Source organism: Deltaproteobacteria bacterium (assembly GCA_016875395.1).
Lineage (GTDB): Bacteria > Myxococcota_A > UBA9160 > UBA9160 > UBA6930 > VGRF01.
This window is the reverse complement of sequence record VGRF01000004.1, coordinates 154,315-179,477: the sequence shown is the minus strand read 5'-3', so window position 1 is coordinate 179,477 and position 25,163 is coordinate 154,315. Positions and strand designations below refer to the sequence as shown.

Below are 25,163 nucleotides of genomic sequence, written 5' to 3'. Positions count from 1 at the left end.
AGGCCGGGCGCTCTCGCGTCCGGCCTCGCTGCTTGTGCCTCCGCGTCCTCGCGCGGCGGCGCTACGCCACGCGGATGTGACGGGCGCGGCGGCGCTGCGTGTAGATGTGCTTGTCGTGCGTGCGCCGCAGCTGGTGCCGAACCTTGTCGAGCACTTGGTCCGCGGCGTGCCCGGGCTCCGGCGCATGCGCGTGGCTCGCGATCTCGGTGCGCTTGCCCGTCGCGTGCAAGCTCGCGTGATGCCCGCGGCCGTCGGGCGAGAGCGTGACGTGTACGTGCGTCAGCTCGGGGAACTCATCCGCCAGATCGGTACAGCGTCTCTCGACGAGCTCGCGCACCGCATCGATCACCGTCATGTCCTTGAGGTGCACTGCAACGACTGCATCGCTCATCCAGATCCTCCGTCGGCCGCGGCTGCGCCGCGAGCCCTCTCGAAATTCTTGGAATGAACCGAGTTCCATCGCATCTGCGGACATTGGCTTCGTTTGTGGCGGGTGATTCCTCCTGCTCTCGAGTGCGGTACGCGTTGGATTCTTGATCGGCACGAAGCGTTCGCGCCCACGAACGATTTACGCCCCGCGCGCGAGGATCGTCAAGCGCGACGGGCAAGAAATTGCTCGCATCGCGCGGCAAGCGAGCGGCAACTCGGCGCGCACTCCGCGGCGCGATCCAGCGAGTTCTCTGTACCGTGCCTCTTCTGGAAGCGTTTCGAGCGCTGGTGCCTCGCCCGGTCTTCAAAACCGGTGGAGACCGCGGCGACGCGGTCTCGGCGGGTTCGATTCCCGTCCGCTTCCGCCAAAGAGTGCGATTTCGCTAGGGAACCTTCGGGCGATGTCGGGCTCTGACCGCGAGGTGACGGTGACCTGCCCGTCGGGCGTTCGCGTGCGTCCCGAGCAATGAGCCATGCAGGGGACGTGCTGGCTCGGCGCTCGACGGGAGAAGCGAGATCAGAAGACCCGGGTCTTCGAGGGCGCTTCAGCTCTCACAAGGTTCACAGCAGCTCGAAAACGTCGTATTGCGCGCGGTCGCCCCAGACGTAAGTCGTCACTCGGACCAGGGCACGCAGTACACGTCGATCGCGTTCGGCCTGCGCTGCAAGGAGGCGAGGGTTCGCAGTGGTCCCGCACGCGCTGATCGCGCGCTCGAGGTTCCGCACTCAGGCCGAGGCTCGCATGGCCGTCCTCGACTTCACCGAGTCCCGGTACAACCCGCGCCGACGGTACTCAGCGCTGGGCGACCAGCCGCCCAACGACTTCGAGAGGAGCTATGTGCTGCCCTCTCGAGACTGATCGTCTCTTCGGGAAAGAGGGGTCACCGGTGCGCGATCCGCCTCGCGCTGGATCTTCACCACTTGCTCTTCCGAAAACCGGCTCTTCTTCACGCGGGGCTTCCTTTCGTCGGAAGCCACTCTCATACGAATCAGCTAGGCCGAGAGACCCAGCTCAGGTCAGTTGCGTGGTCGCGCTGGGGGCCGCGCTCCGCCGCCGGGTCGCCTAGCGACGCGCGACAGCGACGGGACGCGCGCGACCGCTGCCACACGCACACCCGGGGCTCAGCGCATCCGGTAGCGGATCGGGATCTTCTTCGGCGCGCCCACGAAGATCGCGGCGGTGTACTCAGTCGGCCCGGTGAGCTCGATCGACTCGAGTCGCGGCAGCAGCTCGCGGAAGAAGTGATTGAGCTCCATGCGCGCGAGCAGCGCGCCCAGGCAGAAGTGCACGCCCGTGCCGAAGGCGATGTGGTCGGACGCGTTGGCGCGCGTCACGTCGAAACGCCGGCCGTCGGCGAACACCTCCTCGTCGCGGTTCGCGGACAGGTACGACAGCAGCAGCACGTCGCCCTTGTGGATGCGCACGCCGCGCAACGTGTAGTCCTCCTGCGCGTGGCGCAGGAAGTGCCGCACCGGCGTGACCCAGCGAATCATCTCCTCGACGGCGTTCGGGATGCGCTCGGGCTCGCGCTGCAGCAGCGCGAGCTGCTCGGGGTTGCGGATCAGTGCCTCGAAGCCTGCCGCGAGCGTGCTCGCTGTGGTGTCGTGCCCGGCGGTCGCGACGATGGCGTAGTAGCCGACGGTGCCGGCGTCGCCGAGCGGTTTCCCGCCAGGGAGCTTGCCATTGGCGATCGCGCTGGCGAGATCGTCTGTCGGACGCGCGCGGCGCTCGGCGGTGATGCGGTTGAAGTACGTGAAGAGCTCGTTGAACGTCGCGGCCAACGCCTCGCTCGATCGCCCGCTGCCGAAGTCCGGGTCGTCGGCGCCGAAGATGCGCTGCGTCAGGTCGAGCATCAGCGGCTCGTCCGCCTCGGGCACGCCGAGGATGCTCATGATCACGCGCAGCGGGTAGTAGCGCGCGATGTCGAGCGCGAAGTCGCACGTGCCGCCGAGCTCGGCCATGCGGCCCACGAACTGCTTCGCAAGCGCGGCGATGCGCGGCTCGAACGAGCGGCGGAGGTTGCCGGGCTTGAACCACTCGTTGGTCATGCCGCGGTACGCGCGGTGCTCGTCGCCGTCGATGTTCACGAGCGTTTTCACCATCGAGTCGGGACCGGGGCGCGAGAGCGGCGCGAGGATCGAGCGCGAGGTGTTCAGAAAGCGCTCGGGTTGACGCTCGATCTCGAGGATGTCGGCGTGCTTCGTGAGCGCGTAGAACGGCGGGAAGTCCGGCGCCTCGACGCGGCATACCGGTACGTCGCGGCGCAGGCGCGCGGCGACAGCGTGCCATCGCTCGGCGTCGGCGTATGCCTCGGGAACCGTGAAGATGCCGGCAGCGTCCATCGGCTCCTCAGGCCGCCGCGCGCACCGGCAGGCGGTGAATCGCGGGTACGTGCAGGTTCGCGGCGTGCTCGGGTGGCCCCGCGGCCTCCATGCGCGGCAGGAGCGGCAACAGCGCACGCAGTGCCGCGCGCAGCTCAGCGCGCGCGAGGTTCGCGCCGAGGCAGAAGTGCGCGCCGTAGCCGCCGAACGCGAGGTGACGATTCGGCGCGCGCGTGATGTCGAAGCGATACGGGTTCGGGAACACCGCGGGATCGCGATTCGCGGCCGGGTACCAGAGGCCGACGCGCTGGCCCGCGCGGATCTCGTGCCCGTCCAGCGCGTAGTCCTGCGTCGCGGTGCGCGCGAACTGAAGCACGGGCGAGGTCCAGCGCAGGATCTCCTCCACCGCGCCGTCGAGCAGCGCGGGGTTTCGCTCCAGCAGCTCGCGCTGCGCGGGGTTCTGCAGCAGCGCGTAGGCGCCGCCGCTGATCGCATTCTGCGTCGTCTCGTTGCCCGCGGCGAGGATCAGGAACAGGTAGCCCTGCAGCTGCTGCTCGTTCATCGGCTCGCCTTCGACGCGCGCGTGCACGATCTGCGAGGCGAGGTCGGCGCCGCGTCCGCACTGCTGCCGGTCCGCGACGACTTCGAGCATCGCGTCGGTCATCTCGGTCGCGGCGCGCGAGACGCGCTCGGTGCGCGTCTCGCCTGGCCGGTCGTAACTCGGCTCCGCGCTGCCGACCATCACGTTCGTGAGCTGCTTCATGCGCCGCCACTCGCCGGGCGGGAGGCCGAGCATCTCGCCGATCGCCGCGAGCGGCAGCTTCTGCGCGAAGCCGCGCACGAAGTCGATGCTCCCGCCGCTGCGCGCCGTCTCGGCGAGATCGGCCGCGAGCTCGCGCGCGAACTGGTGCGACAGCTCCGCGAAGTGCGGCTCGAGCTTCGCGAGCGCGGCGGGCGTGAACCTGCGCGCGGCGACCGAGCGGAAGTGCTTGTGGCGCGGGTCGTCCATGAAGACGAAGTCCGGCACCTCGTTCGCGTCCCAGCCGCGGCGTGCGAGATCAACCTCGCGGAAGCGCGCCTCGTTCTCGTCGTCGTGCCGCGAGTTCAGCCGCGGCCGGCGGCCGTTGATGAAGATGTCGGAGCGGCGTGAGATCTCGAGCACGTCGCGATGTCGCACGATCGACCAGAACGGCTCGATCTCCGGCCGCTCGTACCAAAACACGGGCGCGTGCTCGCGCAGGTGCTCCCACTCTTCCCACGCGTAGCCGCGCGTCGCGTAGAGCTGACGCGTGTGGATGTCGAGCGTCGCGAGATGGAGCTGCGCCATGCAGCGACGCTATCACGCGCGCCATCGCCCTCGCGCGGACCCTTGCCGCTGTGGAACCCTGCGCGAGCGGCACGCGAGGAGATCTCGATGAAACACGCGATGAAGGGCGCGAGCGCCATCTGCGGCCTCGGCATCACCGAGATGGGCCGCGTCTATCGCGACGCCGAGGATCTCGCGGCAGAGGCGGTCTACCTCGCGCTCGAAGACGCCGGGCTGCCGAAGTCCGAGCTCGACGGGCTGATGATCAACGCGGGCGTCACCAACGGCGTGAGCATTCCGCTGCACCTGACACTTGGGCTGCGCGAGCTGAACCTGCTCACGTTCGTGCAGGGCTACGGCTCGAGCGCGGGACAGATGATCCAGTACGCCGCGATGGCCGTGGCGAACGGGCTCGCGAACTACGTGTGCTGCGTGTTCGCCGACGACCCGCTGAAGGAGGGCGTGCGCACCGGCGCCGCCTACGCGGGCGGCGGCCGCCGCAGCGCGATGGGCGCGCTCTTCCCGCTCTATGGCTTCGGCGGCGCGCTGCCGCTCTACGCGCTCGCGGCGCGCCGGCACATGGACCTCTACGGCACGACGCAGGAACAGCTCGCCGCGGTCGCGATCGGCCAGCGCAAGTGGGCCGCCATGAACCCGCGCGCCAGCAAGCGCGAGCCGCTCGACCTCGCGGGCTACGAGGCCTCGCCGTGGGTCGTGAAGCCGTTTCACGTGCTCGACTGCTGCCTCGTCTCGAACGGCGGCGTCGCGGTGATCGTCACGACGCCCGAGCGCGCGCGCGATCTCAAGCAGCCGCCCGTGCACGTGCACGGCTTCGCGCAGGCCCATAACAACGACGCCGGGCTCACCGGCAACGACGCCATGATCCAGACGCCCGCTGCGAAGTCGGGCCCGCGCGCGCTCGCGATGGCGGGCGCGCAGCTGAGCGACGTCACGCAGTGCCAGATCTACGACTGTTACACGTACACCGTGCTCGTCTCGCTCGAGGACTACGGCTTCTGCAAGAAGGGGGAGGGCGGCGCGTTCGTCGCCGACGGCAAGCTCGCTCCGGGCGGCAAGCTCCCCACCAACACCGGCGGCGGTGAGCTCTCCGCGTATTACATGTGGGGCATGACGCCGGTCGCCGAGGCTGTGATCCAAGGCCGCGGACAAGGCGGCGACCGCCAAGCACCGAACGACTTGATCCTCGTCTCCGGCAACGGCGGCGTCCTCAACTACCACGCCACGCTCGTGCTCTCGCCGCACGCGGCCTGAGTCATTAGGGAACGCGACATGTCCGACGCGCCCGCTTGGCTTCCTGCAGCCGACGACACGAACCGCCCGTTCTTCGACGGCGCGCGCGCGGGCAAGCTGCGCCTGCAGCGCTGCGATGCGTGCGGTGGCTGGATGTTCCCCGTGCGCCAGCGCTGCCAGCACTGCGGCAGCACGCGGCTGGCATGGGCCGACGCCTCGGGCCGCGGCGTGCTCTACAGCCACGGCCAGCTGCAACGCGAGTACCACGCGCGCCACCGCGGCCGCCTGCCCGTGATCCTTGCGCAGGTCGATCTCGAGGAAGGCGTGCGCATGAACACGAACCTCGTCGGCATCACACCCGAGCAAGTTCGCGCGGGCATGCGCGTGCGCGTCGCGTTCGAGACCTCGCCCGCGGGCGAAGCGATCCCGGTCTTCGAGCCGGCGTGATCGCGGCGCGACCTCTCGCTCGCGTCAGCTGCGCAGCATGCCCGCCATGTCGCCGGCGTCGCGCCAAGCCTTGGTGATCTTGAAGTACGGGTTCGGGCCCTTGCCGTACGCGCCGTTCTGCATGCTGCGGCGGCTCGGCTGGCCCTCGTTGTTGTAGTAGCCGGGCGTGCACGAAACGAGGAAGTCCTCGTTGTATCGCGAGACCGAGAGGATGTGCTCTACCCACGCGTCCTCGGCCTCGCGGCTCGGCTCGACGCACGCGATGCGTTCGTCGATGCACTTCTGTATCACGTAGCGGAAGTGCCGCGCGCCCTCGTCCATCGCGTGCGGGAAGTTCGTCGTCGCGGCCGACTGCGAATTCGCGACGAGGAACATGTTCGGGAAGCCGTGCGCCATGTATCCGTGCAGCGAGCGGAAGCCGCCTTGCCACTTCGCGCTGAGCAGCTGCCCATCGCGCCCGATCACGTCGTAGCCGGAGCGGCGCGTGTAGTCGGTGCCCACTTCGAAGCCGGTCGCGAAGACGATGCAGTCCACCTCGTACTCGCTGCCGTTCGCGACGACGCCCGTCGCGGTGATGCGCTCGACGCCGCAGCCGTCGGTGTCCACGAGGTGCACGTTCGGCCGGTTGAACGTGGGCAAGTACTCGTCGTGAAAGCACGGGCGCTTGCAGAACTGCCGGTACCAGGGCTTCAGCGCTGCGGCGGTCTTCGGATCCTTCACCACCGCGTCCACGCGCGCGCGGATCTGATTCATCTTCTGGAAGTCGGCGATCTCCATCAGCTGCGGCACTTCGTTCCAGTCGACTTTCGTGCCCCGGAACTTCGCCATCGAGATGAGGTTGCGGATGATCTCGGTCCAGCCGTCGTTCACGAGATCCTTCTCGATCACGCCGCCGGACGTGAGCGTGTTGAAGTTCTCCATGCGCTCGCGCTGCCAACCGGGCTGGAGGCTCGCCGCCCACGTTGGATCCGTGGGGCGGTTGCCGCGCACGTCGATCGAAGAGGGCGTGCGCTGGAACACGTAGAGCGCCTTCGCGGAAGCGCCGAGATGCGGGATGCACTGCACCGCGGTCGCGCCGGTGCCGATGATCCCGACGCGCTTGTCCGCGAGCTTGTGTAGACCGCCCGCGGGCGAACCGCCGGTGTACGCGTAGTCCCAGCGGCTCGTGTGGAACGTGTGACCCTGATAACTCGCGATGCCCGGGATGCCGGGCAGCTTCGGACGATTGATGGGTCCGTTCGACATGATCACGAAGCGCGCGCGCACGTCGTCGCCGCGATCGGTCGTGACGTGCCAGCGCCGCGCCTCCGCGTCCCAGCGCATGCCGGTGACGCCCGTCTGGAAGCACGTCGCGTCGTACAGGTCGTAGTGGCGCGCGATCTTGCGCGCGTGCTCCTGAATCTCGTCGGCGAAGGCGTACTTGTGCGTGGGGACGACGCCGAGCTCCTCGCAGAGCGGGAGATAGACGTACGCCTCGGTGTCGCAGGCGGCGCCCGGGTAGCGGTTCCAATACCAAGTGCCGCCGACGTCTCCCGCCTTCTCGATCAGGCGGATGCGCTTCACGCCGGCTTCGCGGAGTCGCGCGCCGCACAGCAGGCCGCCGAAGCCGGCGCCGACGATGACGACGTCCACGTCGTCCGCGAGCGGCGCACGCGCGATGGGCTCGGCGACGTAGGGATCGTCGATGTAGTGCGAGAACTCGCCGGTGACCTCGAGGTACTGCGCGTTGCCCTGGGGCTGGAGGCGCTTGTCGCGCTCGACGCGGTACTTCTCGCGGAGCGCGTCGGGGTCGAAGCCGAGCTCGGCGGCGGTCGGGATCGTCATCGCGTCAGGCCTCTGATCTGAGGAGTTCTTGATACCGGATTGTCGCGCGGCTGAGCGGCGTGGGCGAGTCGTCGCGGCATCCGCGCGCGAGTTGGCGTAACACCTCACGGATTCGAGCAAGGACGCAACATGCGCAGCCTGCGCGGCAAGGTCGCGGTCGTCGGCATCGGCGAGAGCCAGTACTACAAGCGGGGCGAATCGCCCGACTCCGAGTTCGTGCTCACGCTGAAGGCGATCCTCGCCGCGTGCGCGGATGCGGGAGTCGATCCCACGAGCATCGACGGCTTCGCCTCGTACTCGAACGATCGCAACGATCCTTCCCGGCTCGCGGCCGCGCTCGGCTGCAAGTCGCTCACGTTCTCGAACATGCAGTGGGGCGGCGGCGGCGGCGGCGCGGCGGCGGCGGTCGCAAACGGCGCAGCGGCGATCGCGACGGGCCTCGCGGACTGCGTGGTCGCGTTCCGCGGACTCGCGCAAGGACAGTTCGGGCGCTTCGGCCAAGGCGCGCGCATGCCCGCGATCTCGGGGCCGTACGCGCACACGATCCCGTACGGCCTGATGTCCCCCGCACAGATGTTCGCGATGAAGGCCGTGCGCTTCATGCACGAGCACGGCGTGCGGCAGGAGGCGCTGCGCGCGATCTCACTCGCGGCGTATCAGCACGCGCAGAACAACCCGCGCGCGGTGATGTACGGCAAGCCGCTCACGGCCGAGAAGTACGACGCCTCGCGCTGGATCGTCGAGCCATTCCACCTCTACGACTGCTGCCTCGAGAACGACGGCGCGGCCGCGATCCTGCTCGTGCCCGCGGAGCGCGCGAAGGACTTTCCGCACAAGCAGGTGTACGTGCTCGGCGCGGCGGAAGGCTCGCAGTTCCGCGCCGACGCCGCGGCGCACAACACGCCCGACTACGCGAGCAGCGGCTTCAAGACGCTCGCGCCGCGGCTCTACGAGATGGCGCAGGTGAAGCCGGCGGACGTCGACGTGCTCCAGAGCTACGAGAACTTCACGGGCGGCGTGCTGATGAGCATCGTCGAGCACGGCTTCTGCGCACCGGAGGAAGTGAACGAGTTCTTCACGCTCGAAAACTTCAGCGCGCCCGGCGGCAAGCTCCCGCTCAACACGTCGGGAGGGAATCTCGCCGAGTGCTACATGCACGGACTCGGCCTGACCATCGAGGCGATCCGCCAGGTGCGCGGGCAGTCGCGCAATCAAGTGCCGCGCGTCGACGTGAGCCTGATGACGGCGGGGCCGATGGTCACGCCCGTGAGCAGCGTGATCTTCGGTTCGGAGGCGACGCGATGAGCGCGTACTACCTCGCGCCCGGTCTCCCGCAGCCCGCGCCGCAGCCGGATGGACTGGACAAGCCGTTCTACGAGGGAGCGCGCGCGGGCAAGCTCGTGCTTCAGTGCTGCAACGCGTGCGCGAAGTTCCAGTGGGGCCCGGAGTGGATCTGCCACCACTGCCGCTCGTTCGACGTGGGCTGGAAGGAGGTTGCGCCCGAAGGGGTGATCTACAGCTACGAGCGCGTGTGGCATCCCGTGCATCCCGCGCTGAAAGAGCAGGGGCCTTACGTCGTCGCGCTCGTCGAGCTGCCGCATGCGAACCATGTGCGCCTCGTCGGGAACCTGCTCGGTGACGCGACCGCGCCGGTCGCGATCGGCGCGAAGGTGCGCGCCGTGTTCGAGCAGCACGAGGACGTGGAGAGGCCGTTCGCGCTGATTCACTGGCGGCGCTGACCCGGGCCGGCGCGGAGCGGAGCCCCATGGCGTCGCTGCGCGCGCCGGCGGAAGCTCGCGCGTCGAGGGAGCCCCGCATGACCGCGATCATCGACGTCGATTCGCACTTCGAGCCGGGCGACGACTGGCTCGCGCCGTACCCCGAGCTTGCGAAGAAGCTGCCGAAGCTGAACCCCGGGCTGCTCGCGATCGACGCGATCGTCGGCGACTTGTTACTGGGCGTGCCCGATGGGAAGCGTCCGCCCGTGCGCGAGTTGCTGCCGCCGGGGCTGCTCACGCTGTTCGGCGACGAGAAGGCCGAGGCCGAGCGCCGCGCGGAGTTCGCGGGCAAGAGCCAGTTCCAGGTCGCGAACGCCGCCGCGCGCGTGAAATGGCTCGACGGGCATGGCATCGCGCAGCAGCACGTGATCTGCCTCGCGGGCATCTCCTACAACCTGCAGATCGATCACGTCCCGCTGCGCCAAGAAGTGATTCGCACGTGCAACACCTGGCTCGCGGACACGTGCGCTGAGGGCGCGGGGCGACTCAAGCCCGTCACCGCGCTCGAGTACCACGATCTCGACTTCGTCGTCGCGGAGCTGACGCGCATGCGCGCGCGCGGGAGCCGCATCTTTCTCGTGCCCGCGTATCCGGTGAACGGCGTCCCGCCGAGCCACCCGAGCTGGTATCGCGTGTGGGCCGCGGCGAGCGATCTCGCGATGGCGCCGATGCTGCACACCGGCTTCGAGCGCATGAGCTTCGATCCCGGCTGGGCCAACCAGAACGGCGATCTCACCTTGTTACGGATGCTCGGCGGCGCGCACCGCCACGTCGCGCCCACCACGCTGCTCGACGCGCTGATCTACTCGGGCGTGTTCGAGCGCTTCCCGAAGCTCACGCTGCTGCTCGCCGAGGTCGGCACGGGCTGGCTCCCGTTCCTGCACCGCGAGATCGACGACCGCATCTCGCCCGTGGCGCAGCTGTTCGTCGGGCCGTGGAAGCTGCCCCTCAAACCGAGCGAGTACCTCGCGCGCAACGTGAAGGCGACGCCGCTCACCGGAGGCAACGACTCGCCGCTGCTGAAGATCATGAGCGAGCTGCCGGACGAGATGCTCGTCTTCTCGAGCGATTTCCCGCACTTCGAGGGGATCGCGGACCCGGTCGCGCACTATCGCGACGCGCTCGCCGAGCTCGCCCCCAACAAGCAGGCGCGCTTCCTGGGCGGCACGATCGACGCCGCCTTCGCGCGCATGGGCGAGGCGCTGCTGTGAGCGCCGCCACGTCCGAACGCGTCTGCCTCGTCACCGGCGTCGGCCCCGGCACCGGCAGCGCGCTCGTGCGCCGCTTCGCCGCGGGCGGCTATCGCGTCGCGATGCTCGCGCGGAGCGAGGCGCGCCTGCGCGAGCTCGAGCGCGACGTGCAGGGCGCGCGCGCGTACGCGTGCGACGTCACGGACGAGGCCGCGCTCGCCGAAACGCTCGAGCGCGTTCGCAGTGAGCTCGGCGTGGTGAACGTGCTCATCCACAACGCCGTCGGCGGCGCCTTCGGCGACTTCCTCCAAGTCGATCCCGCGCACCTGCGCCGCAACTTCGAAGTGAACGTGATGGCGTTGATGCACCTCGCGCGCGCGCTCGCTCCCGCGATGATCGAAGCGGGCGAGGGCGCGATCATCGCGACGGGCAACACCGCGGCGTATCGCGGCAAGGCGCACTTCGCGGGCTTCGCGCCGACGAAGGCCGCGCAGCGCATCCTCGCCGAGTCGCTCGCGCGCAGCCTCGGGCCGCGCGGCGTGCACGTCGCGTATCTCGCGATCGACGCGGTGATCGACTTGCCGTGGACGCGCGAGCGCTTCGCCGGCAAGCCCGACGACTTCTTCGCGAAGCCGAGCGCGCTCGCCGACGTCGCGTGGAGCCTCGCGCACCAAGAGCGCTCTGCGTGGGCGTTCGATGTGGTGGTGCGGCCGTTCGGCGAGAGCTGGTAGGCGGGGATTTTTCTCCGACCGGGGTGCTTCCTCGCTTGACGCTGCTCTCCGTCGTCGCCGATCATGCGCGCGGGGGTGAGCTTGTATTCGCTGAGCGACGCGTCGCGCATTCTGCGCGTCTCGCCGTCGCGGCTCCGCGCTTGGAGCCGCACGGAGCTCGTGTCTGCGCGCGCGGCGCAGGCGCAGTCGTTCGCGTTCGAGGATCTCGTGCGGCTGCGCGCGATCGCCGGCCTCGTCGCGCGCGGCGTGTCGGTGCGGCGCATTCGCACGACGCTTGCGCGGCTCCAGGAGCGCATGCCCGAGCTGCGCGAGCCCGTCGCAGCGCTGCGCATGTGGGGCGACAACGCGCGCCGCGTCGTCGCGCGCGACGGCGATGCGCTCGTCGAGGCCGACGGCCAGCTGCTGCTCGACTTCGACGCGCAGCACGTCGCGCCCGAAGTCGCAGCGATCACGCCTGCCGGCGAGGAGCCGCGGCCGCTCACCGCCTTCGAGTGGTTCGAGCGCGGCTGCATGCTCGATGCGCAGGCGGGCAAGAGTGCGGAGGCGCTCACCGCGTATCGCCACGCGCTCGATCTCTCGCCGGACTTCGCCGACGCGTGGTGCAACCTCGGCACGGTGCACTTCCAGCGCAGCGAGCGCGCCGAGGCGAAGCGCTGCTACGAGGGCGCGCTCGCAGCCGACGCAGATCACCTCGAAGCGAACTTCAACCTCGCGAACCTGCTCGACGACGAGGGCCGCCGCGAGACCGCGCTGCATCACTACAAGGCCGCCGTGCGCGTCGACGCGAGCTTCCCCGATGCGCGCCTCAACCTCGCGCTGCTCTACGACCGCCTCGGCCTGCGTCGCCTCGGCCGCGAACAGTGGCGCGCGTACCTGCAGCTCGTGCCGACCGGAAGCTGGGCCGATCTGGCGCGGGAGCGGGTAGGCGAGGTGGACGGCTAGCTGTGCAGCGTGCGAGGTGTGTCGCGGCACCGAGTACGCCAGCTCTCCTCCTCGTTCACTTCGCTTTCGCCTCCGGGGACTCCGGCGAAAGCTGCGCGCTTCGCTTGCGGCCTCGGCCGACCTGCCTGGGAGGAGCGTTCGTCTGCGAGGTCGATCCGGCGTGACCTCGGCGCGTCAGCGACCTGGGTGTGCATCGATCCGCACTTGGACGTGAGACCGCTACGGCACGACGCGGAACGTCGTGCGTTCGCCGCGCTCTCCCGCAAACCAGATCTCGACCTGCCAGATCCCCGGCTTCGTCAGGCCGCCGGCCGGCGCGAAGTCCGCGCGCACGAGCTTGCGGCCGCGTCGCTTCAGCTCGGCGTTGCGCGCGACCTCGGCGCCGCTCGGGTCGATCCAGCGCAGCTCGAGCTCGTGCGCGCGCTCGGCCCACTCCTGCGCGAGCTCGCCGAACCAGATCGCGCGCGGCGCGCCGGCGCGCAGCTCGTCGCGCAGCGCGCCGACGGGCGTCGCGTGCGTCGGCGTCGTCGGCTCGCTGCCGTCCGAGATGCCGCTGCGCTCGAACAGCGGGAAGGTGAGGCGGTTGATGCGCTGGCGCACTTCCTTCGCGCGCGCACCGCCGGCTTCGAAGCGGCGCTCGGCTTGCTCGAGGTAGTAGACCGCGTTCACGCGATCCCCTTGCTTCTGATAGAGCTGGCCGATGCGGTAGTAGGAGAGCGCGACGTCGGGGTCGAGGCGCAGCGCGCGGCGATAAGCGGCGATGGCGTCGCCCGCGCGCTCGAGCTCGCTGAGCAGCTCCGCCTCGCGGAACGCGACGCGCGGATCGTTCGGCTCGCGCGCGCCGGCGTCGGCGAGCACGCGCGCGGCGCCCGCCTTGTCGCCAGCCTTCGCGAGCTTCTCGGCCTCTGCGAGCGCGGGCGTCGTGATCTTCGTGTCGGGCGCCGTGCGAAACGACGGCAACGTGCTCCGCTCCTCGCGGATCAGCAGTGCGAGCCGCGCCTGCACCTCGGGGAACGCCTCGATGAGCGCGGTGTCGCGCTTGCCGGTGATGGTCGTCTCTCTCGCGCGCGCGATCGCGGCGTCGAGGCGCAGCTCGGTGCGCGGGTGACTGAGCAGGTAGGCGGGAATCTGGATGCCGGTGCGCGACTCCTTGATCGCGATCAGCCGATCGAAGAAGCCCGCCATCCCGCGCGGGTCGTAGCCGGCGCGCACCATGAACACCGTGCCGACCGAGTCGGCTTCCGCCTCGATCTCGCGCGTGTAGGCGAGCTTCAGGGACTGATCGATGCCCTGCGCGACGATCGCGGCCGCGGGATCGCCGGTCGCGACCGCCGCGCCGATCCCCAACAAGCTCGCGAGCAGCGACGGGATCGCGCTCTTCTCGGCGAGCCGCGCGATGTGGCTGCGCTTCGCGTGCGCGATCTCGTGGGCCATCACGCCGGCGAGCTCGTCGAGATCTTTCGCGGCGAGGATCGTGCCCGTGTGGAAGTAGATGTATCCGCCCGGCAGCGCGAAGGCGTTCAGGCTGGGCTCGTCGACGATGCGGAAGCGGTAGACGAACGGCTGCGGCTCGAGGTGGCGCACGAGGCTCTGGCCGAGGTCGTTGAGGAGGCCGAGCACGACCGGATCGTCGATCAGCGGCAGCACCGCGCGCAGCTGGGTGTCGCCGCTGTCGCCGATGCGGCGCTCGGAGTCGGCCGTGATGTTCGGCTTCAGCGGGTTACCGATGCCCGCGCCGCCACTCGCGCATGCGAGCGACGCGGCGAGCGCGCACGCCAGCGCGGGGCGCAAAGGCCCTACGCGCCGCCGGGTTGCCATCGCAGCACGGGCTTTCTCGCGGCGCGCGTCTCGTCGAGGCGGCGCCGGCGCGTCCGGTGCGGCGCCGTGCGCACCGTCTCGGGATCGCGGCGCGCTTCCTCCGCGATCGCGAGCAGCGCGTCGACGAAGCGATCGAGGCCTTCCTTCGATTCGCTCTCGGTGGGCTCGATCATCAGCGCGCCGTTCACGATCAGCGGGAAGTACACGGTGGGCGGGTGGTAGCCGTGATCGATCAGGCGCTTCGCGACGTCGAGCGTGGTGACGCCGGTGTCCGCGAGCTTGCGGTCGGTCACGACGCACTCGTGCAGCACCGGGTTCTCGTACGGCACGTGGTATGCGCCCCGCAGTCGCGCGAGCACGTAGTTCGCGTTCAGCACCGCGAGCTCGGTGGCGCGCTTCAGCCCGTCCGGCCCGAGCGCGCGGATGTAGGCGAAGGCGCGCACGAGCATGCCCACGTTGCCGTGATTGCCGTGCAGCCGGCCGATCGACCTCGGCAGATCGTGATTCCAGTAATGACTCCCATCGCTCGCGCGCTCGGCGACGGGCGTGGGCATGTACGGCGCAAGCGCGGCCTTGATGCCGACGGGGCCGGCGCCCGGGCCGCCACCGCCGTGCGGCGTAGAGAACGTCTTGTGCAGGTTGAAGTGCATCACGTCGATGCCGAGGTCGCCCGGCCGCGCGACGCCCACGAGCGCGTTGAGGTTCGCGCCGTCGCCGTACACGAGGCCGCCGCCCGCGTGCACCACATCGCAGATCTCGGCGAGGTGCGTCTCGAAGATCCCGAGCGTGTTCGGGTTCGTGATCATCAGCCCCGCGACGTCGGGTCCCATCGCCTTCGCGACCGCCTCGGGATGCAGGATGCCGTCGTCGCCGCTCGGCACGGACACGACCTGATAACCGTTCAGCGCGGCGCTCGCCGGATTCGTGCCGTGCGCCGAGTCGGGCACGAGCACCTTCGTGCGCTTCTCGCCGCGATGCTCGTGATAGGCGCGAATCATCATGATGCCGGCGAGCTCGCCCTGCGCGCCGGCGGCGGGCTGCAGCGTCACGCGATCCATCCCGCTGATCTCGGCGAGGCAGCGCTCGAGCTGCCAGAAGAGCGCGAGCAGGCCCTGCGTCTCGCTCGCGGGCGAGAGCGGATGCGCCGCCGCGAAGCCGGCGAGCCGCGCTGCCTTCTCGTTGAGCTTCGGGTTGTACTTCATCGTGCAGGACCCGAGTGGATAGAGGCCGAGGTCGACCGCGGCGTTCCAGGTCGAGAGCCGCGTGAAGTGGCGCACGACCTCGACCTCGCTCAGCTCGGGCAGGCCCGCGATCTCGTCTCGCGCGAGCGCGCCGAGCAGGGCGCGCGCGTCGACTTCGGGCACGTCGTTGCGCGGGAGGTCGACGCCGCCGCGGCCAGGCCGGCTGCGCTCGAACAGCAGGTCCTCCTCGTACGAAAACCCGCGCGTCGCGTTGCTGCTCACGACTTCGCTCCAGCGAGAACGCGCGCGAGCGCGTCGATCTGCGCGCGCGAGGCGGTCTCCGTCACGCACACGAGCAGGGCATCGCCGAGCTCGGGGGCGAACTTCGCGAGATCGAGCCCGGCCACGATGCCGGCGCCGCGCGCACGCGCGAGCGCGCGCTCGGCCGGCTCGCGCAGCTGCACCACGAACTCGTTGAAGCTCGGCGCGGCGAACGGAAGCGTGAGCCCCGCAGCGCGCAGCTGCGCCCTCGCGTACTCGGCCTTCGCGAGATTGCGCTCGGCGAGCTGGCGCAGGCCGGTCTTGCCGTGCAGCGCGAGGAAGATCGTCGCCATCATCAGGCACAGGCCCTGGTTCGTGCAGATGTTCGACGTCGCGCGCTCGCGGCGGATGTGCTGCTCGCGCGTCGAGAGCGTGAGCACGTAGCCGGGCTGGCCGTCGGCATCGAGCGTCTCGCCGACGAGTCGGCCCGGCATCTGCCGTACGTGCGCCATGCGCGAGGTGAGAAAGCCGAGGTGCGGGCCGCCGAACGCAATCGGTACGCCGAAGCTCTGCGCCTCGCCGCACACGATGTCGGCGCCGCAGTCCGCGGGCGCCGCGAGCAGCGCGAGCGAGATCGCCTCGGCCACGCTCGTGACGACCAGCGCGCCTTGCGCCTTCGCGGCGGCGGAGATCGCACGCAGGTCCTCGATGCACCCGAAGAAGTTCGGCTGCTGCACGACGACGCACGCGGTGTCGCGATCGACGCCGCTCGCCTGCGTGCGCCCGTCCGCGCCGCGCGGAAGCGTGGCGAGCTCGAAGTCGAGCGCCGCGAGATAGGTCTCGAGCACGCCGCGATAGTGCGGATGCAGCGCCGCGGAGACCGCGACCTTGCGCCGCTTCCCGATGCGCAGCGCCATCAGCACGGCCTCGGCCGTCGCGGATGCGCCGTCGTAGAGCGAGGCGTTGCTCACCTCCATGCCGGTCAGGCCGCACAGCATCGTCTGCCACTCGAAGATCGCCTGCAGCGTGCCCTGCGAGATCTCGGGCTGATACGGCGTGTACGAGGAGTAGAACTCGGCGCGCGAGATCAGCGCGTCGACGGCGCTCGGCACGTAGTGGTGGTGCACGCCGGCTCCGAGAAACCACGCGCGCGTGGCGGCGTTCTCGTTCTGCGCCGCAAGCGCGCCGAGCTCGTCGAGGATCTCGTACTCGCTCGCCGCCGCAGGCACGTCGAGCGGCCGCGTCAGCCGGAACTTCGCGGGGATGCTGTCGAAGAGCGCGCCGAGATCAGGCTGCCCGACGACGGCCAGCATCTCCCGTACGTCGTCGTCGGTGTGAGGCAGATAACGCACGTGAAGCCTTACCCACGGTCCTTCACGTGCTGCATGTAGTCGCCGGCGCTGAGCAGCTGCTCGAGCTCGCTCTCGTCGGAGAGCTTCACCACGATCATCCAGCCGTCGCCGTAACAATCCGCGTTCACGCCGTCGGGCGCTTCCGCGAGGCCGGAGTTCACCTCGACGACTTCGCCGGTGATCGGCGCGAACAGGTCCGCGACGGCCTTCACCGACTCGACCACGCCGAAGGGCTCGCCGCGATCGAGCGCGCGCCCCACTTCCGGCAGCTCCACGAACACGATGTCGCCGAGCTGCTGCTGCGCGTAGTCGGTGACGCCGATCGTCGCGCGCCCGCGCTCGACGCGGACCCACTCGTCCTCGCGCGTGTAGTAGAGATCGTCCGGAATTTCGTACTTCGCCACGGCATCCCCCCGAATGCAGCTCGTTATTGCGGCCCGCGCACGAATGGCGTCTCGACGACCCGCGCTGCGACGCTTTGACCGCGAACGATCACGCCGAGCGCAGTTCCCACCGCGGCGAACGGCGGCGCAACGTACCCGAGCCCGATCGCGTTTCCGAGGGTGGGCGAGGGCGCACCCGAGGTGACCCGTCCGACCTCGCTGCCATTCGCAGTGAGCACGTGCTCTGCGCGCGCGATGCCGCGGCCCTCGATCGCGAATCCGACGAGCGCGCGCGGCACGCCGCTCGCTCGCTGCGCGCGCAGCGCTTCGCAGCCGATGAAGCCGCCGGCGTCGAGCTTCACGAAGCGCTCGAGGCGCGCTTCGAGCGGCGTCGTCGCGTCGTCGAGCTCGTGGCCGTAGAGCGGCAGCGCGGCCTCGAGGCGCAGCGTGTCGCGCGCGCCGAGGCCCGCGGGCGTGAGCCCATGCGCCGCGCCTGCTTCGCTGAGCGCGCGCCACAGCTTCTCCGCATCGCCCGCGGCGCCGTAGATCTCGAAGCCGCCGGCGTGCGTGTAGCCCGTGCGCGACACCAGCACGCGCATGCCGGCGAGCGTCGTCTCGGTGAACGCGAAGAAGCGCACGCGCGCGAGATCCGCGGCCACGAGCGGCGCGAGGATCGCGTCGCTCGCGGGCCCCTGCAGCGCGAGCAGGCAGGTCTCGTCGCTCGCGTTGCGCAGCTGCGTCGTCGGGCTCAGGTGCGACGCCACCCAGGCGTGGTCCTTCGCGATGTTCGAGGCGTTCACGCAGATCAGCAGGTGATCGCTCGCGATGCGGTAGACGGTCACGTCGTCGACCACGCCGCCGCGCTCGTTGCAGAGCAGGCCGTAGCGCACGCGGCCGGGCTTCAGCGATGCGACGGGGCACGTGAGCAGCCGCTCGGCGTCGGCTATCGCGCTCGCGCCGCCGAGATGCAGCTGCCCCATGTGCGAGACGTCGAACAGGCCCGCGCGCTCGCGCACGGCGGCGTGCTCCTCGAGGATCGAGCGGTACTGCACGGGCATCTCGAAGCCCGCGAACGGCACGAGCCGCGCGCCGAGCGCGCGGTGGACGGCGTAGAGCGGCGTGCGGAGCAGGGCGCTCACGCGCCGGTCCGCAGCCGGTACGCGCGCAGCGTGTTGTGCAGCAGCATCGTGATCGTCATCGGGCCGACGCCGCCCTTCGGCGGCGTCACGATCCCGGCGACACCCATCACGTTCTCGAAGTCGACGTCGCCCACGAGCTTGCCGTCGATCTCGCTCACGCCGACATCGATCACCGCCGCGCCGGGCTTGATCCAGTCGCGCTTCACCATGCGCGCCGCGCCAGTCGCGGCGACGAGGATGTCCGCGCTCCGGCACAACCCCGCGAGGTCGCGCGTGCGCGAGTGGCACATCGTGACGGTCGCGTTCTTCTGCTGGAGCAGCAGCGAGATCGGCTTGCCCACGATCATGCTGCGCCCGATCACCAACGCGTTCGCGCCTTCGAGCGGAATCTTGTGCAGCGCGAGGATCTCCATGATCCCGAGCGGCGTGCAGGCGAACAGGCCCGGCAGGCCGAGCACGAGCCGGCCCGCGTTGAGCGGCCCCACGCCGTCGACGTCCTTGTCGGCGTCGATCGCGGCGGCGATCGCGCTCGGGTCGATCTGCTTCGGCAAGGGGAGCTGCACGAGAATGCCGTCGATGCCGGCGTCGCGGTTCAGCTTGTCGACGAGCGCGAGCAGGTCGGCCTGCGTCGCGTCCGCGGCGAGGGTGTGCTCGACCGAGTCCATGCCGAGACGCGCGCACGCGCGGCGCTTGCCCTTGATGTAGGACGCGCTCGCCGGGTTGTCGCCGACGAGCACCACCGCGAGGCACGGCGCGCGGCGACCGCTCGCCGTGAGCTGCGCGACCTCCTGCGTCATGCGCGAGCGCAGATCGTTCGCCAGCGCCATTCCGTCGACGACGACGGTCTTCACCTCTGCCACGCGCCCCTCCGTCGGAAAAAAGCGCGCGCAGTCTAACCGCGACGAAACGCCTCGCCGCGCGAAAACTCTGCGTCTGCGGCTACTTCGCCTGGATCGTGCGCAGGTAGTCGGCCATCAGGCGCGAGCGTTCGAGCGCGGTCGCGTGCGGGCGCGGCATGCCGCTCTGCTCGAACTCGGTCTGGAACACCTCCGACCACACGGGCATGTCGCGCGGTCCGTGCGCGGCGACGGCGCGGCGCCCGTCGATCGCCGACATCACCGCGGCCTCGTCGAACTTGCCGCCGTTGCGCTCGGCGATGCGCGTGAGATCCGCGGGCGGCGTGCGCAGCTCGGCGGCGAGCGGGCCATCGCCGACGCCGGTCGCGCCGTGGCAGGAAGCGCAGTGCTTCGCGAAGAGCGCGGCTCCGCCCGCGGGCGGATTCGGGCGTTCGCACGCGACGCTGAAGATGGCCGTCAGAACTGCAGTGCTCGCCGTCAGGCCGCAGCGGAGCTTCATCGCGATCACCTCTCCCACACGACGCGCGTCACGTTGTCGCGCGAGCTGCGCGGGACGTGTAGCGCGCCGCGGTGCGCGCGGCGTAGCGCTGCGCCGATTCCGCGCGCGAGCTTCGCGTCGGTCGTCGCGATCTCGAGCGCGCCTTCGTTCGTGCGCACGGTCGCGATGCGCTTCAGTGGATGCTCCGCGCGCTCGCGCTCCTCGACGTGGCGCGCCAGCGCCTCGAGCTCGGCGCGATGCGCGGGCCAGTAGTCGCCCCGCAGCGAGAGCAAGCCCGCGGGATAGCCGTCCGCGATGCGGCGACAGGCGGGACACACGACGCGCTCGGCGTCCGCCGGCGGTGAGCCCCACGCCCAACGTCCCGCGCGGTAGATCGCGCGGCACTCGGTGCATGCGCTCGGGTCGGGGTGCTTGCGGCGCGTCGAGTAGGGATCGCCGCGGCGCGGCTTGTTGGTCGCGCTTTCGCGGGGCTGTGTGGCAGCGGGGTGCGTCTTCGAGCGTTGGCGGCGCATGGGGCCCTCCGGCTCGGTTGCGTTGCAGCGACCGTGCCGACCTGCTCGAATGTTTTGACAGCGCCCCGGATCGCTCCATTCTGCCGCCATGGCGTTCGAGTGCTCCGTGCTTCTCGCGTTCTACGAGCTCCGCGACGAGGACATCGCGCGGCTCGCCGACCTCGAGCCCGTGTTCGAGAAGAACGCGGACGAGCTCGTGGCTGCGTTCTACCGGCACCTGCTCGCGTTCCCCGAGACCCGCACGCTCCTGCGCGCCCCCAAGGTGACGGAGCGGCTGCTCGCCGATCAGCGCGAGTACCTGTGCAGCCTCGCGGAGCCGGTGATCGACGAGGCGTACCTCGAGCGGCGGCGGCACATCGGCGACGTGCACGAACGCATCGGGCTCGCTCCCACGTGGTACCTGGGCGCCTACTCGCTCTACGAGACGCTGCTCACGCCTCTGGTGATCGACGCGTTTCCCGGTGAGATCGAGCGCTCGCGGCGCCTGCTCACGACGCTGCGGCGCCGCCTCCACCTCGACTCCTCGCTCGCGCTCGAGACGTACGTGGATCGTCGCGAGCGCGACCTCGAGTACTTGAATCAGCAGCTCGCGGAATCGGGCCGCAAGCTTGCGCGCGATCTCGAGACGACGGGGGTCGAGCTGCGTACGAGCCGCGCGCGCGCGCAGGCGGCCGAGCGGCTCGCCTCGATCGGCACGCTCGTGGCCGGGCTCGCGCACGAGATCGGGACGCCGATGGGCGTGATTCAGGGCCACGCGAAGCTGCTCGAGCCCGCGGTGCAGGACGAGAACGCGCGCTGGCGGCTGCGCACGATTCAGGCGCAGATCGCGCGCATCGCCCGCATCATGGAGAGCCTGCTCAACATGGCTCGGCCCTCGGCGCGCCGGACGCGCGTGCCCGTGCAGCTCGGGCCGTTGCTCGATTCGACGCTGGCGTTTCTCACCGAGCGGCTCACGCGGCGGCGCGTCGAGGTCGTGCGCGAGTACGGCGAGGTGCCGTCCGTGACCGCCGACGCCGAGGCGCTGCAGCAGGTCTTCCTCAACCTCGTGATGAACGCGATCGACGCGATGCCGCGCGGCGGCCAGCTCCGCGTCAGAGTCGCCCCCGCAGATGGCGGCGCGGAGGTGCGCATCGCCGATACCGGCACCGGGATTCCCCCCGAGGTCGCGCAGCGCATCTTCGACCCGTTCTTCACGACGAAGGAGGCGGGGCAGGGGCACGGCCTCGGCCTCGCCGTCGCGCAGGGCATCGCGCAAGACCACGGCGGCGAGATCGAGATCGTGCGAACGGGCCCCGAAGGCACCGAGTTTCGGGTGGTGCTCGCAGCCCAGTAGCGCCGCAGCGACACGCCGGAATCAGACACCTCCGGAACGCTTTGCTGTGGCCGACAGCCCCGATCTCCCTCCGGGCTGTGTCGCTTCGTGCCACAATCAACGGTGCTCGAGTGCGGGCGAGGGCGCTCGGCGCTTGGCACGCCCTGTGCTCAGAGGCTGCATATGCGACACACGGCACAGATTCTGGTGGTGGACGACGACCGCGCGATGCGCGAGATGCTCGCGTCCCTATTCAAAGAGCGCGGGCTCTGGGTGGAGGAGGCGGCCTCCGCGAGCGTTGCCCTGGAGCTCGTCGCCGAGCGCGACTTCGACGTGGTGCTCTCCGACATCCGCATGCCCGGCATGTCCGGCATCGAGCTCGTGGGCAAGCTGCACCGCCTGCGCCCGAGCACGCCGGTGGTGCTGATGACCGCGTTCGGGACGATCGACTCCGCGGTCGAGGCGATGCGCGCGGGCGCCTTCGACTACATCACGAAGCCGTTCGAGCCCGACGCGGTGACCTTCGTGGTCGAGCGCGCGATCGAGCGCTCGGCGCTCGCGCGCGAGAATGAGTCGCTGCGCCGCGCGGTGCAGACCACGGGCGAGCTCGGCGACCTGATCGGTACCAGCGCCTCGATGCGCGACATCATCGCGCTGATCCAGCGCGTGGGTCACAGCCGCGCCAGCGTGCTGATCACAGGCGAGAGCGGCACGGGCAAAGAAGTCGTGGCGCGCACGCTTCACTTTCACGGCTCGCGCAGCGACAAGCCCTTCGTCCCGATCAACTGCACCGCGATTCCCGAGGGCCTGCTCGAGAGCGAGCTGTTCGGCCACGTGCGCGGCGCGTTCACCGGCGCGCACACGAACAAGCGCGGCCTGTTCGAGAAGGCGCACGGCGGGACGCTGTTCCTCGACGAGATCGGCGACATGGGCCTCGCGCTGCAGGGCAAGTTGTTGCGGGTGCTGCAGGATCGTGAGATCCGGCCCGTCGGCGGCACGCAGACCATCAAGGTCGATGTGCGCATCGTCGCGGCGACGAACAAGGACTTGCCCGCCGAGATCGCGGCGGGGCGCTTCCGCGAGGATCTCTTCTATCGCCTGAACGTCGTGCCCGTGCACGTGCCGCCGCTGCGTGAACGGCCGGAGGATGTCCCGGCGCTCGTGGAGGCGTTCCTGCGCCGCCACGGCGAGGGGCGCAAGCGCTTCGTCGCGGCCGAGGCGATGGCGCTCCTGCGCGTTCAGCCGTGGCGCGGCAACGCGCGCGAGCTCGAGAACGTGATCGAGCGCGCGCTCGCGATGAGCGACGCCGAGACGCTCGGGCCCGCGGACATCCCGTTGCCCGCCGCGACTGCGCCGCTGGCGAGCGCGAGCAACGCGGCGCCGGCGCCCGACCTCGACGCGCACCTGCGCGCAGCTGCCGCGCGAGGGATGAACCTGCACGAGCTGGACGAGAAGTACACGCAGATCGTTCTCGCGCACACGGGCAACAACAAGGTGCGCACCGCGCAGATCCTCGGGATCGACCGCAAGACGCTCTATCGCCGCGCCGAGCGAAAGGCGCGCGATCACGCCGATCACGACGAGGAGTAACCCGTGAAGACCCCGCGCAAGATTCTGGTAGCGAGCGACTTCTCCCGCGGCGCCGAGCGCGCGCTCGCCGCTGCGCTCGCACTTGCGGCGCCCGCGAAGGGCGAGGTGCACGTCGTGCACGCGCTCGAGATTCCGCTGCCGATGTTCGAGCCGTATGCGGTGGCGCTCCCGCCGGAGTTCATTGGCGCCGCACGCAAGACGGCGCAGGAGAAGCTCGCCGCCGCGAACGCGAAGGTGCGCGCCGCCGGCCTCACCGGCACCGCGCATCTCGGCGAAGCGCCGGCGTCGCTGTGCGTCGCGGAGCGCGCGCGAGAGATCGGCGCCGATCTCGTCGTGATCGGCACACACGGCCACACCGGCTTCAGGCGCTTCTTGTTGGGAAGCGTCGCCGAGCGCACGGTCAAGGAATCGCCCGTGTCCGTACTCACCGTGAAGGGCGAGGGACACGCGGAGGCGCCGAAGAAGATCGTCGTCGGCGTCGACTTCTCGAAGCACTCCGAAGAGGCCGTGGCGCTCGCTGCGGACTGGGCGCGCGCGTTCGGCGCGGAGCTGCACCTCGTGCATGGCCTCGAGCTGCGCATGCCGTTCGTGACGCCGTACGAAGTGTCGGTGCCGGAGGCGCTGATCGACGCCGCCTACGCCGAGGCGCGCAAGCGGCTCGCCGCGCTCTCGGCGGGCCTCAGCGGCGTGAACGTGAAGACCGACCTCGCGAGCGCACCCGCGCACGCTGCGTTCGACGGCGTCGCGGAGCGGCTGCACGCCGACCTGATCATCACCGGCTCGCGCGGCCTCGGCGGCGTGAAGCACGCAGTGCTCGGAAGCGTCGCGGAGCGAACGCTGCGCCACGCGCCGTGCAGCGTGCTCACCGTGAAGGCGCCGATCGGCTGAGACGCCGCGAGCGCGGGAGCGGCGCGCGCATCGGCACGCGAGCTCGGGGATCCGAGCGCGGGGACGTTCCGCAAGACAGTGAAGTTGCGTTCCGGCCCGCGGAACTCTGCTTGCTTTACTTGCGGAACGTCCCTGGATCGATGTCTGCTTGCCGACGTCCCCGGGTCGCGCAGCACCAGAGCGCCCCCGTCGCGGCGTTGCGCCACAGCATCGGTGCTCTCGCTCGATTCGTGCGCTCGCCAGCGCCTCGGCACGCGCGATGCAACGCCACGCGAGCGGCACCCGAGATGCGGAGGAATCCCGCAGTGGCGAACCGCGAACGCAGGCTGATCTCCCGCGACCCATTCTTCGGCGAGCTCTTCGAGAACCTGCCGCGCGTCTACTCGCGCGACTTTCTCGACGCGTTCTGGGGCGGCGGCGAGCGCTCGCGTGTGGTCCCCGCGATCGACGTCAGCGAGGACGACACCCGCTACGTCGTGAGCGCCGAGATCCCCGGCGTCCGGCGCGAGGACGTGAGCGTCGAGCTCGCGAGCGGCGCGCTCACCATTCGCGGCGAGAAGAAGCGCGAGGAGCGCGACGAGCGGCGGCGCGTGGTCGAGCGCGAGTTAGGCGCGTTCGAGCGCACCTTCACGTTGCCGAGCGATGCCTATGCGGAGCGCGTCGACGCTTCGTTCAAGGACGGCGTGCTCACCGTGACGATCGCGAAGGCGGAGGTGCGCAAGGCGCGCACCGTGACCGTGCAGGAGCTGTGAGCCTCGAAGGAGAGAGCATGGCGAAGAAGATTGCAGCGTTCGTGTTACTCGCAGGGCTCGCCGCGGTGCCCGCTTGGGTGCGCGCCGAGGAGGCGCCCTCGCTAGAGGCGCTCGTGGTCGAGATGGCGGACTCGCCGTCGGAGCACGCAGCGGTGGCGCAGCACTTCCGGGCGAAGGCTGCGGAGGCGCGCGCGCAGGCGCGCCGCCACGAGTCGATGGGCCGCGCGTATGGCGGCGGGAAGCTCGGCACGCGCACCCAGCTGAAGGGACATTGCAGCCGGCTCGTGGAGCAGTTCAACGCCGCCGCCAGCGAGTACGACGAGCTCGCGAAGCTGCACGACGAGCTCGCGCACGCCGCGCCATGACGACGCGCGCCCGGCCCGCGCGGCGCATTAAGAT

At 70.2% G+C, this 25,163-nt stretch carries 24 protein-coding genes and 1 tRNA gene; 13 read left to right on the top strand and 12 right to left on the bottom strand.

Annotated features, from left to right (window positions below; all coding sequences use genetic code 11):
* Positions 1-61: 61 nt before the first annotated feature.
* Positions 62-391: an HPF/RaiA family ribosome-associated protein gene (locus FJ091_05445; GenBank protein MBM4382796.1), complete on the bottom strand. Its 330-nt coding sequence runs from the start codon at positions 389-391 to the stop codon at positions 62-64.
* A 307-nt stretch (positions 392-698) separates the two neighbouring features.
* Here FJ091_05445 and FJ091_05440 point away from each other — a divergent pair.
* Positions 699-797 (top strand) — tRNA-Sec (locus FJ091_05440).
* Positions 798-1,551: 754 nt separating this feature from the next.
* Here the strand turns inward: FJ091_05440 and FJ091_05435 are convergent.
* Both FJ091_05435 and FJ091_05430 read right to left on the bottom strand, forming a co-directional pair.
* The gene (locus FJ091_05435) at positions 1,552-2,772 is read right to left on the bottom strand and encodes a cytochrome P450 (GenBank protein ID MBM4382795.1); all 1,221 of its coding nucleotides are present in this window, start codon (positions 2,770-2,772) and stop codon (positions 1,552-1,554) included.
* A 7-nt stretch (positions 2,773-2,779) separates the two neighbouring features.
* Positions 2,780-4,078: a cytochrome P450 gene (locus FJ091_05430; GenBank protein MBM4382794.1), complete on the bottom strand. Its 1,299-nt coding sequence runs from the start codon at positions 4,076-4,078 to the stop codon at positions 2,780-2,782.
* 99 nt (positions 4,079-4,177) lie between these two features.
* On the opposite strand from FJ091_05430, the gene FJ091_05425 reads away from it, so the two are divergent.
* Together FJ091_05425 and FJ091_05420 are read left to right on the top strand one after the other, a co-directional pair.
* A complete protein-coding gene (locus FJ091_05425; protein ID MBM4382793.1) occupies positions 4,178-5,329 on the top strand; it encodes a thiolase family protein in 1,152 nt (383 codons plus the stop codon).
* A gap of 18 nt (positions 5,330-5,347) precedes the next feature.
* Positions 5,348-5,755, top strand: a complete 408-nt coding sequence (locus tag FJ091_05420; GenBank protein ID MBM4382792.1) for an OB-fold domain-containing protein — start codon at positions 5,348-5,350, stop codon at positions 5,753-5,755.
* Positions 5,756-5,779: 24 nt separating this feature from the next.
* On the opposite strand, the gene FJ091_05415 is transcribed toward FJ091_05420, so the two are convergent.
* On the bottom strand, positions 5,780-7,579 hold the full coding sequence (locus tag FJ091_05415; protein MBM4382791.1) for an NAD(P)/FAD-dependent oxidoreductase: 1,800 nt from the start codon (positions 7,577-7,579) through the stop codon (positions 5,780-5,782).
* A 129-nt stretch (positions 7,580-7,708) separates the two neighbouring features.
* On the opposite strand from FJ091_05415, the gene FJ091_05410 reads away from it, so the two are divergent.
* The 5 genes from FJ091_05410 to FJ091_05390 all read left to right on the top strand — a co-directional run bounded on the left by FJ091_05410 (position 7,709) and on the right by FJ091_05390 (position 12,220).
* The gene (locus FJ091_05410; protein MBM4382790.1) at positions 7,709-8,884 is read left to right on the top strand and encodes an acetyl-CoA acetyltransferase; all 1,176 of its coding nucleotides are present in this window, start codon (positions 7,709-7,711) and stop codon (positions 8,882-8,884) included.
* Positions 8,881-9,318, top strand: coding sequence for an OB-fold domain-containing protein (locus FJ091_05405; GenBank protein ID MBM4382789.1), 438 nt, complete (start codon positions 8,881-8,883; stop codon positions 9,316-9,318). Before FJ091_05410 ends, FJ091_05405 begins: the two co-directional genes overlap by 4 nt.
* Positions 9,319-9,395: 77 nt before the next feature.
* On the top strand, positions 9,396-10,568 hold the full coding sequence (locus FJ091_05400) for an amidohydrolase family protein (protein ID MBM4382788.1): 1,173 nt from the start codon (positions 9,396-9,398) through the stop codon (positions 10,566-10,568).
* A complete protein-coding gene (locus tag FJ091_05395; protein MBM4382787.1) occupies positions 10,565-11,278 on the top strand; it encodes an SDR family NAD(P)-dependent oxidoreductase in 714 nt (237 codons plus the stop codon). Before FJ091_05400 ends, FJ091_05395 begins: the two co-directional genes overlap by 4 nt.
* A gap of 75 nt (positions 11,279-11,353) precedes the next feature.
* Entirely contained in the window at positions 11,354-12,220 is an 867-nt protein-coding gene (locus FJ091_05390) for a tetratricopeptide repeat protein (protein MBM4382786.1), read from the top strand.
* 219 nt (positions 12,221-12,439) lie between these two features.
* Here the strand turns inward: FJ091_05390 and FJ091_05385 are convergent, their stop codons facing one another.
* The 8 genes from FJ091_05385 to FJ091_05350 all read right to left on the bottom strand — a co-directional run bounded on the left by FJ091_05385 (position 12,440) and on the right by FJ091_05350 (position 20,222).
* Positions 12,440-14,011 (bottom strand): M48 family metalloprotease, encoded by a 1,572-nt coding sequence (locus tag FJ091_05385; GenBank protein ID MBM4382785.1) that lies wholly within the window; start codon positions 14,009-14,011, stop codon positions 12,440-12,442.
* A gap of 5 nt (positions 14,012-14,016) precedes the next feature.
* Positions 14,017-15,501 carry an aminomethyl-transferring glycine dehydrogenase subunit GcvPB gene (gene gcvPB, locus FJ091_05380; protein MBM4382784.1) on the bottom strand — a complete coding sequence of 495 codons (1,485 nt, stop codon included), beginning with the start codon at positions 15,499-15,501 and terminating at the stop codon, positions 14,017-14,019.
* A complete protein-coding gene (gene gcvPA, locus FJ091_05375; protein ID MBM4382783.1) occupies positions 15,498-16,832 on the bottom strand; it encodes an aminomethyl-transferring glycine dehydrogenase subunit GcvPA in 1,335 nt (444 codons plus the stop codon). Before gcvPA ends, gcvPB begins: the two co-directional genes overlap by 4 nt.
* An 8-nt stretch (positions 16,833-16,840) precedes the next feature.
* Complete coding sequence (gcvH, locus tag FJ091_05370; GenBank protein ID MBM4382782.1) at positions 16,841-17,236, bottom strand: glycine cleavage system protein GcvH; 396 nt, start codon at positions 17,234-17,236, stop codon at positions 16,841-16,843.
* 23 nt (positions 17,237-17,259) lie between these two features.
* Entirely contained in the window at positions 17,260-18,354 is a 1,095-nt protein-coding gene (gcvT, locus tag FJ091_05365; protein MBM4382781.1) for a glycine cleavage system aminomethyltransferase GcvT, read from the bottom strand.
* A complete protein-coding gene (gene folD, locus FJ091_05360) occupies positions 18,351-19,205 on the bottom strand; it encodes a bifunctional methylenetetrahydrofolate dehydrogenase/methenyltetrahydrofolate cyclohydrolase FolD (GenBank protein ID MBM4382780.1) in 855 nt (284 codons plus the stop codon). The genes gcvT and folD overlap by 4 nt, the downstream gene beginning before the upstream one ends.
* Before the next feature lie 88 nt (positions 19,206-19,293).
* The gene (locus tag FJ091_05355; GenBank protein ID MBM4382779.1) at positions 19,294-19,710 is read right to left on the bottom strand and encodes a cytochrome c; all 417 of its coding nucleotides are present in this window, start codon (positions 19,708-19,710) and stop codon (positions 19,294-19,296) included.
* 5 nt (positions 19,711-19,715) lie between these two features.
* Complete coding sequence (locus tag FJ091_05350) at positions 19,716-20,222, bottom strand: ATPase (GenBank protein ID MBM4382778.1); 507 nt, start codon at positions 20,220-20,222, stop codon at positions 19,716-19,718.
* A gap of 88 nt (positions 20,223-20,310) precedes the next feature.
* Between FJ091_05350 and FJ091_05345 the strand changes: the two genes are divergently transcribed.
* The 5 genes from FJ091_05345 (at position 20,311) to FJ091_05325 (ending at position 25,129) form a co-directional block, all read left to right on the top strand.
* The gene (locus FJ091_05345; protein MBM4382777.1) at positions 20,311-21,555 is read left to right on the top strand and encodes a hypothetical protein; all 1,245 of its coding nucleotides are present in this window, start codon (positions 20,311-20,313) and stop codon (positions 21,553-21,555) included.
* 162 nt (positions 21,556-21,717) lie between these two features.
* On the top strand, positions 21,718-23,124 hold the full coding sequence (locus FJ091_05340; GenBank protein ID MBM4382776.1) for a sigma-54-dependent Fis family transcriptional regulator: 1,407 nt from the start codon (positions 21,718-21,720) through the stop codon (positions 23,122-23,124).
* A gap of 3 nt (positions 23,125-23,127) precedes the next feature.
* Positions 23,128-24,012, top strand: coding sequence for a universal stress protein (locus tag FJ091_05335; protein MBM4382775.1), 885 nt, complete (start codon positions 23,128-23,130; stop codon positions 24,010-24,012).
* A 305-nt stretch (positions 24,013-24,317) separates the two neighbouring features.
* Complete coding sequence (locus FJ091_05330) at positions 24,318-24,764, top strand: Hsp20/alpha crystallin family protein (protein MBM4382774.1); 447 nt, start codon at positions 24,318-24,320, stop codon at positions 24,762-24,764.
* A 17-nt stretch (positions 24,765-24,781) separates the two neighbouring features.
* Positions 24,782-25,129, top strand: a complete 348-nt coding sequence (locus FJ091_05325) for a hypothetical protein (GenBank protein MBM4382773.1) — start codon at positions 24,782-24,784, stop codon at positions 25,127-25,129.
* Positions 25,130-25,163: the final 34 nt, after the last annotated feature.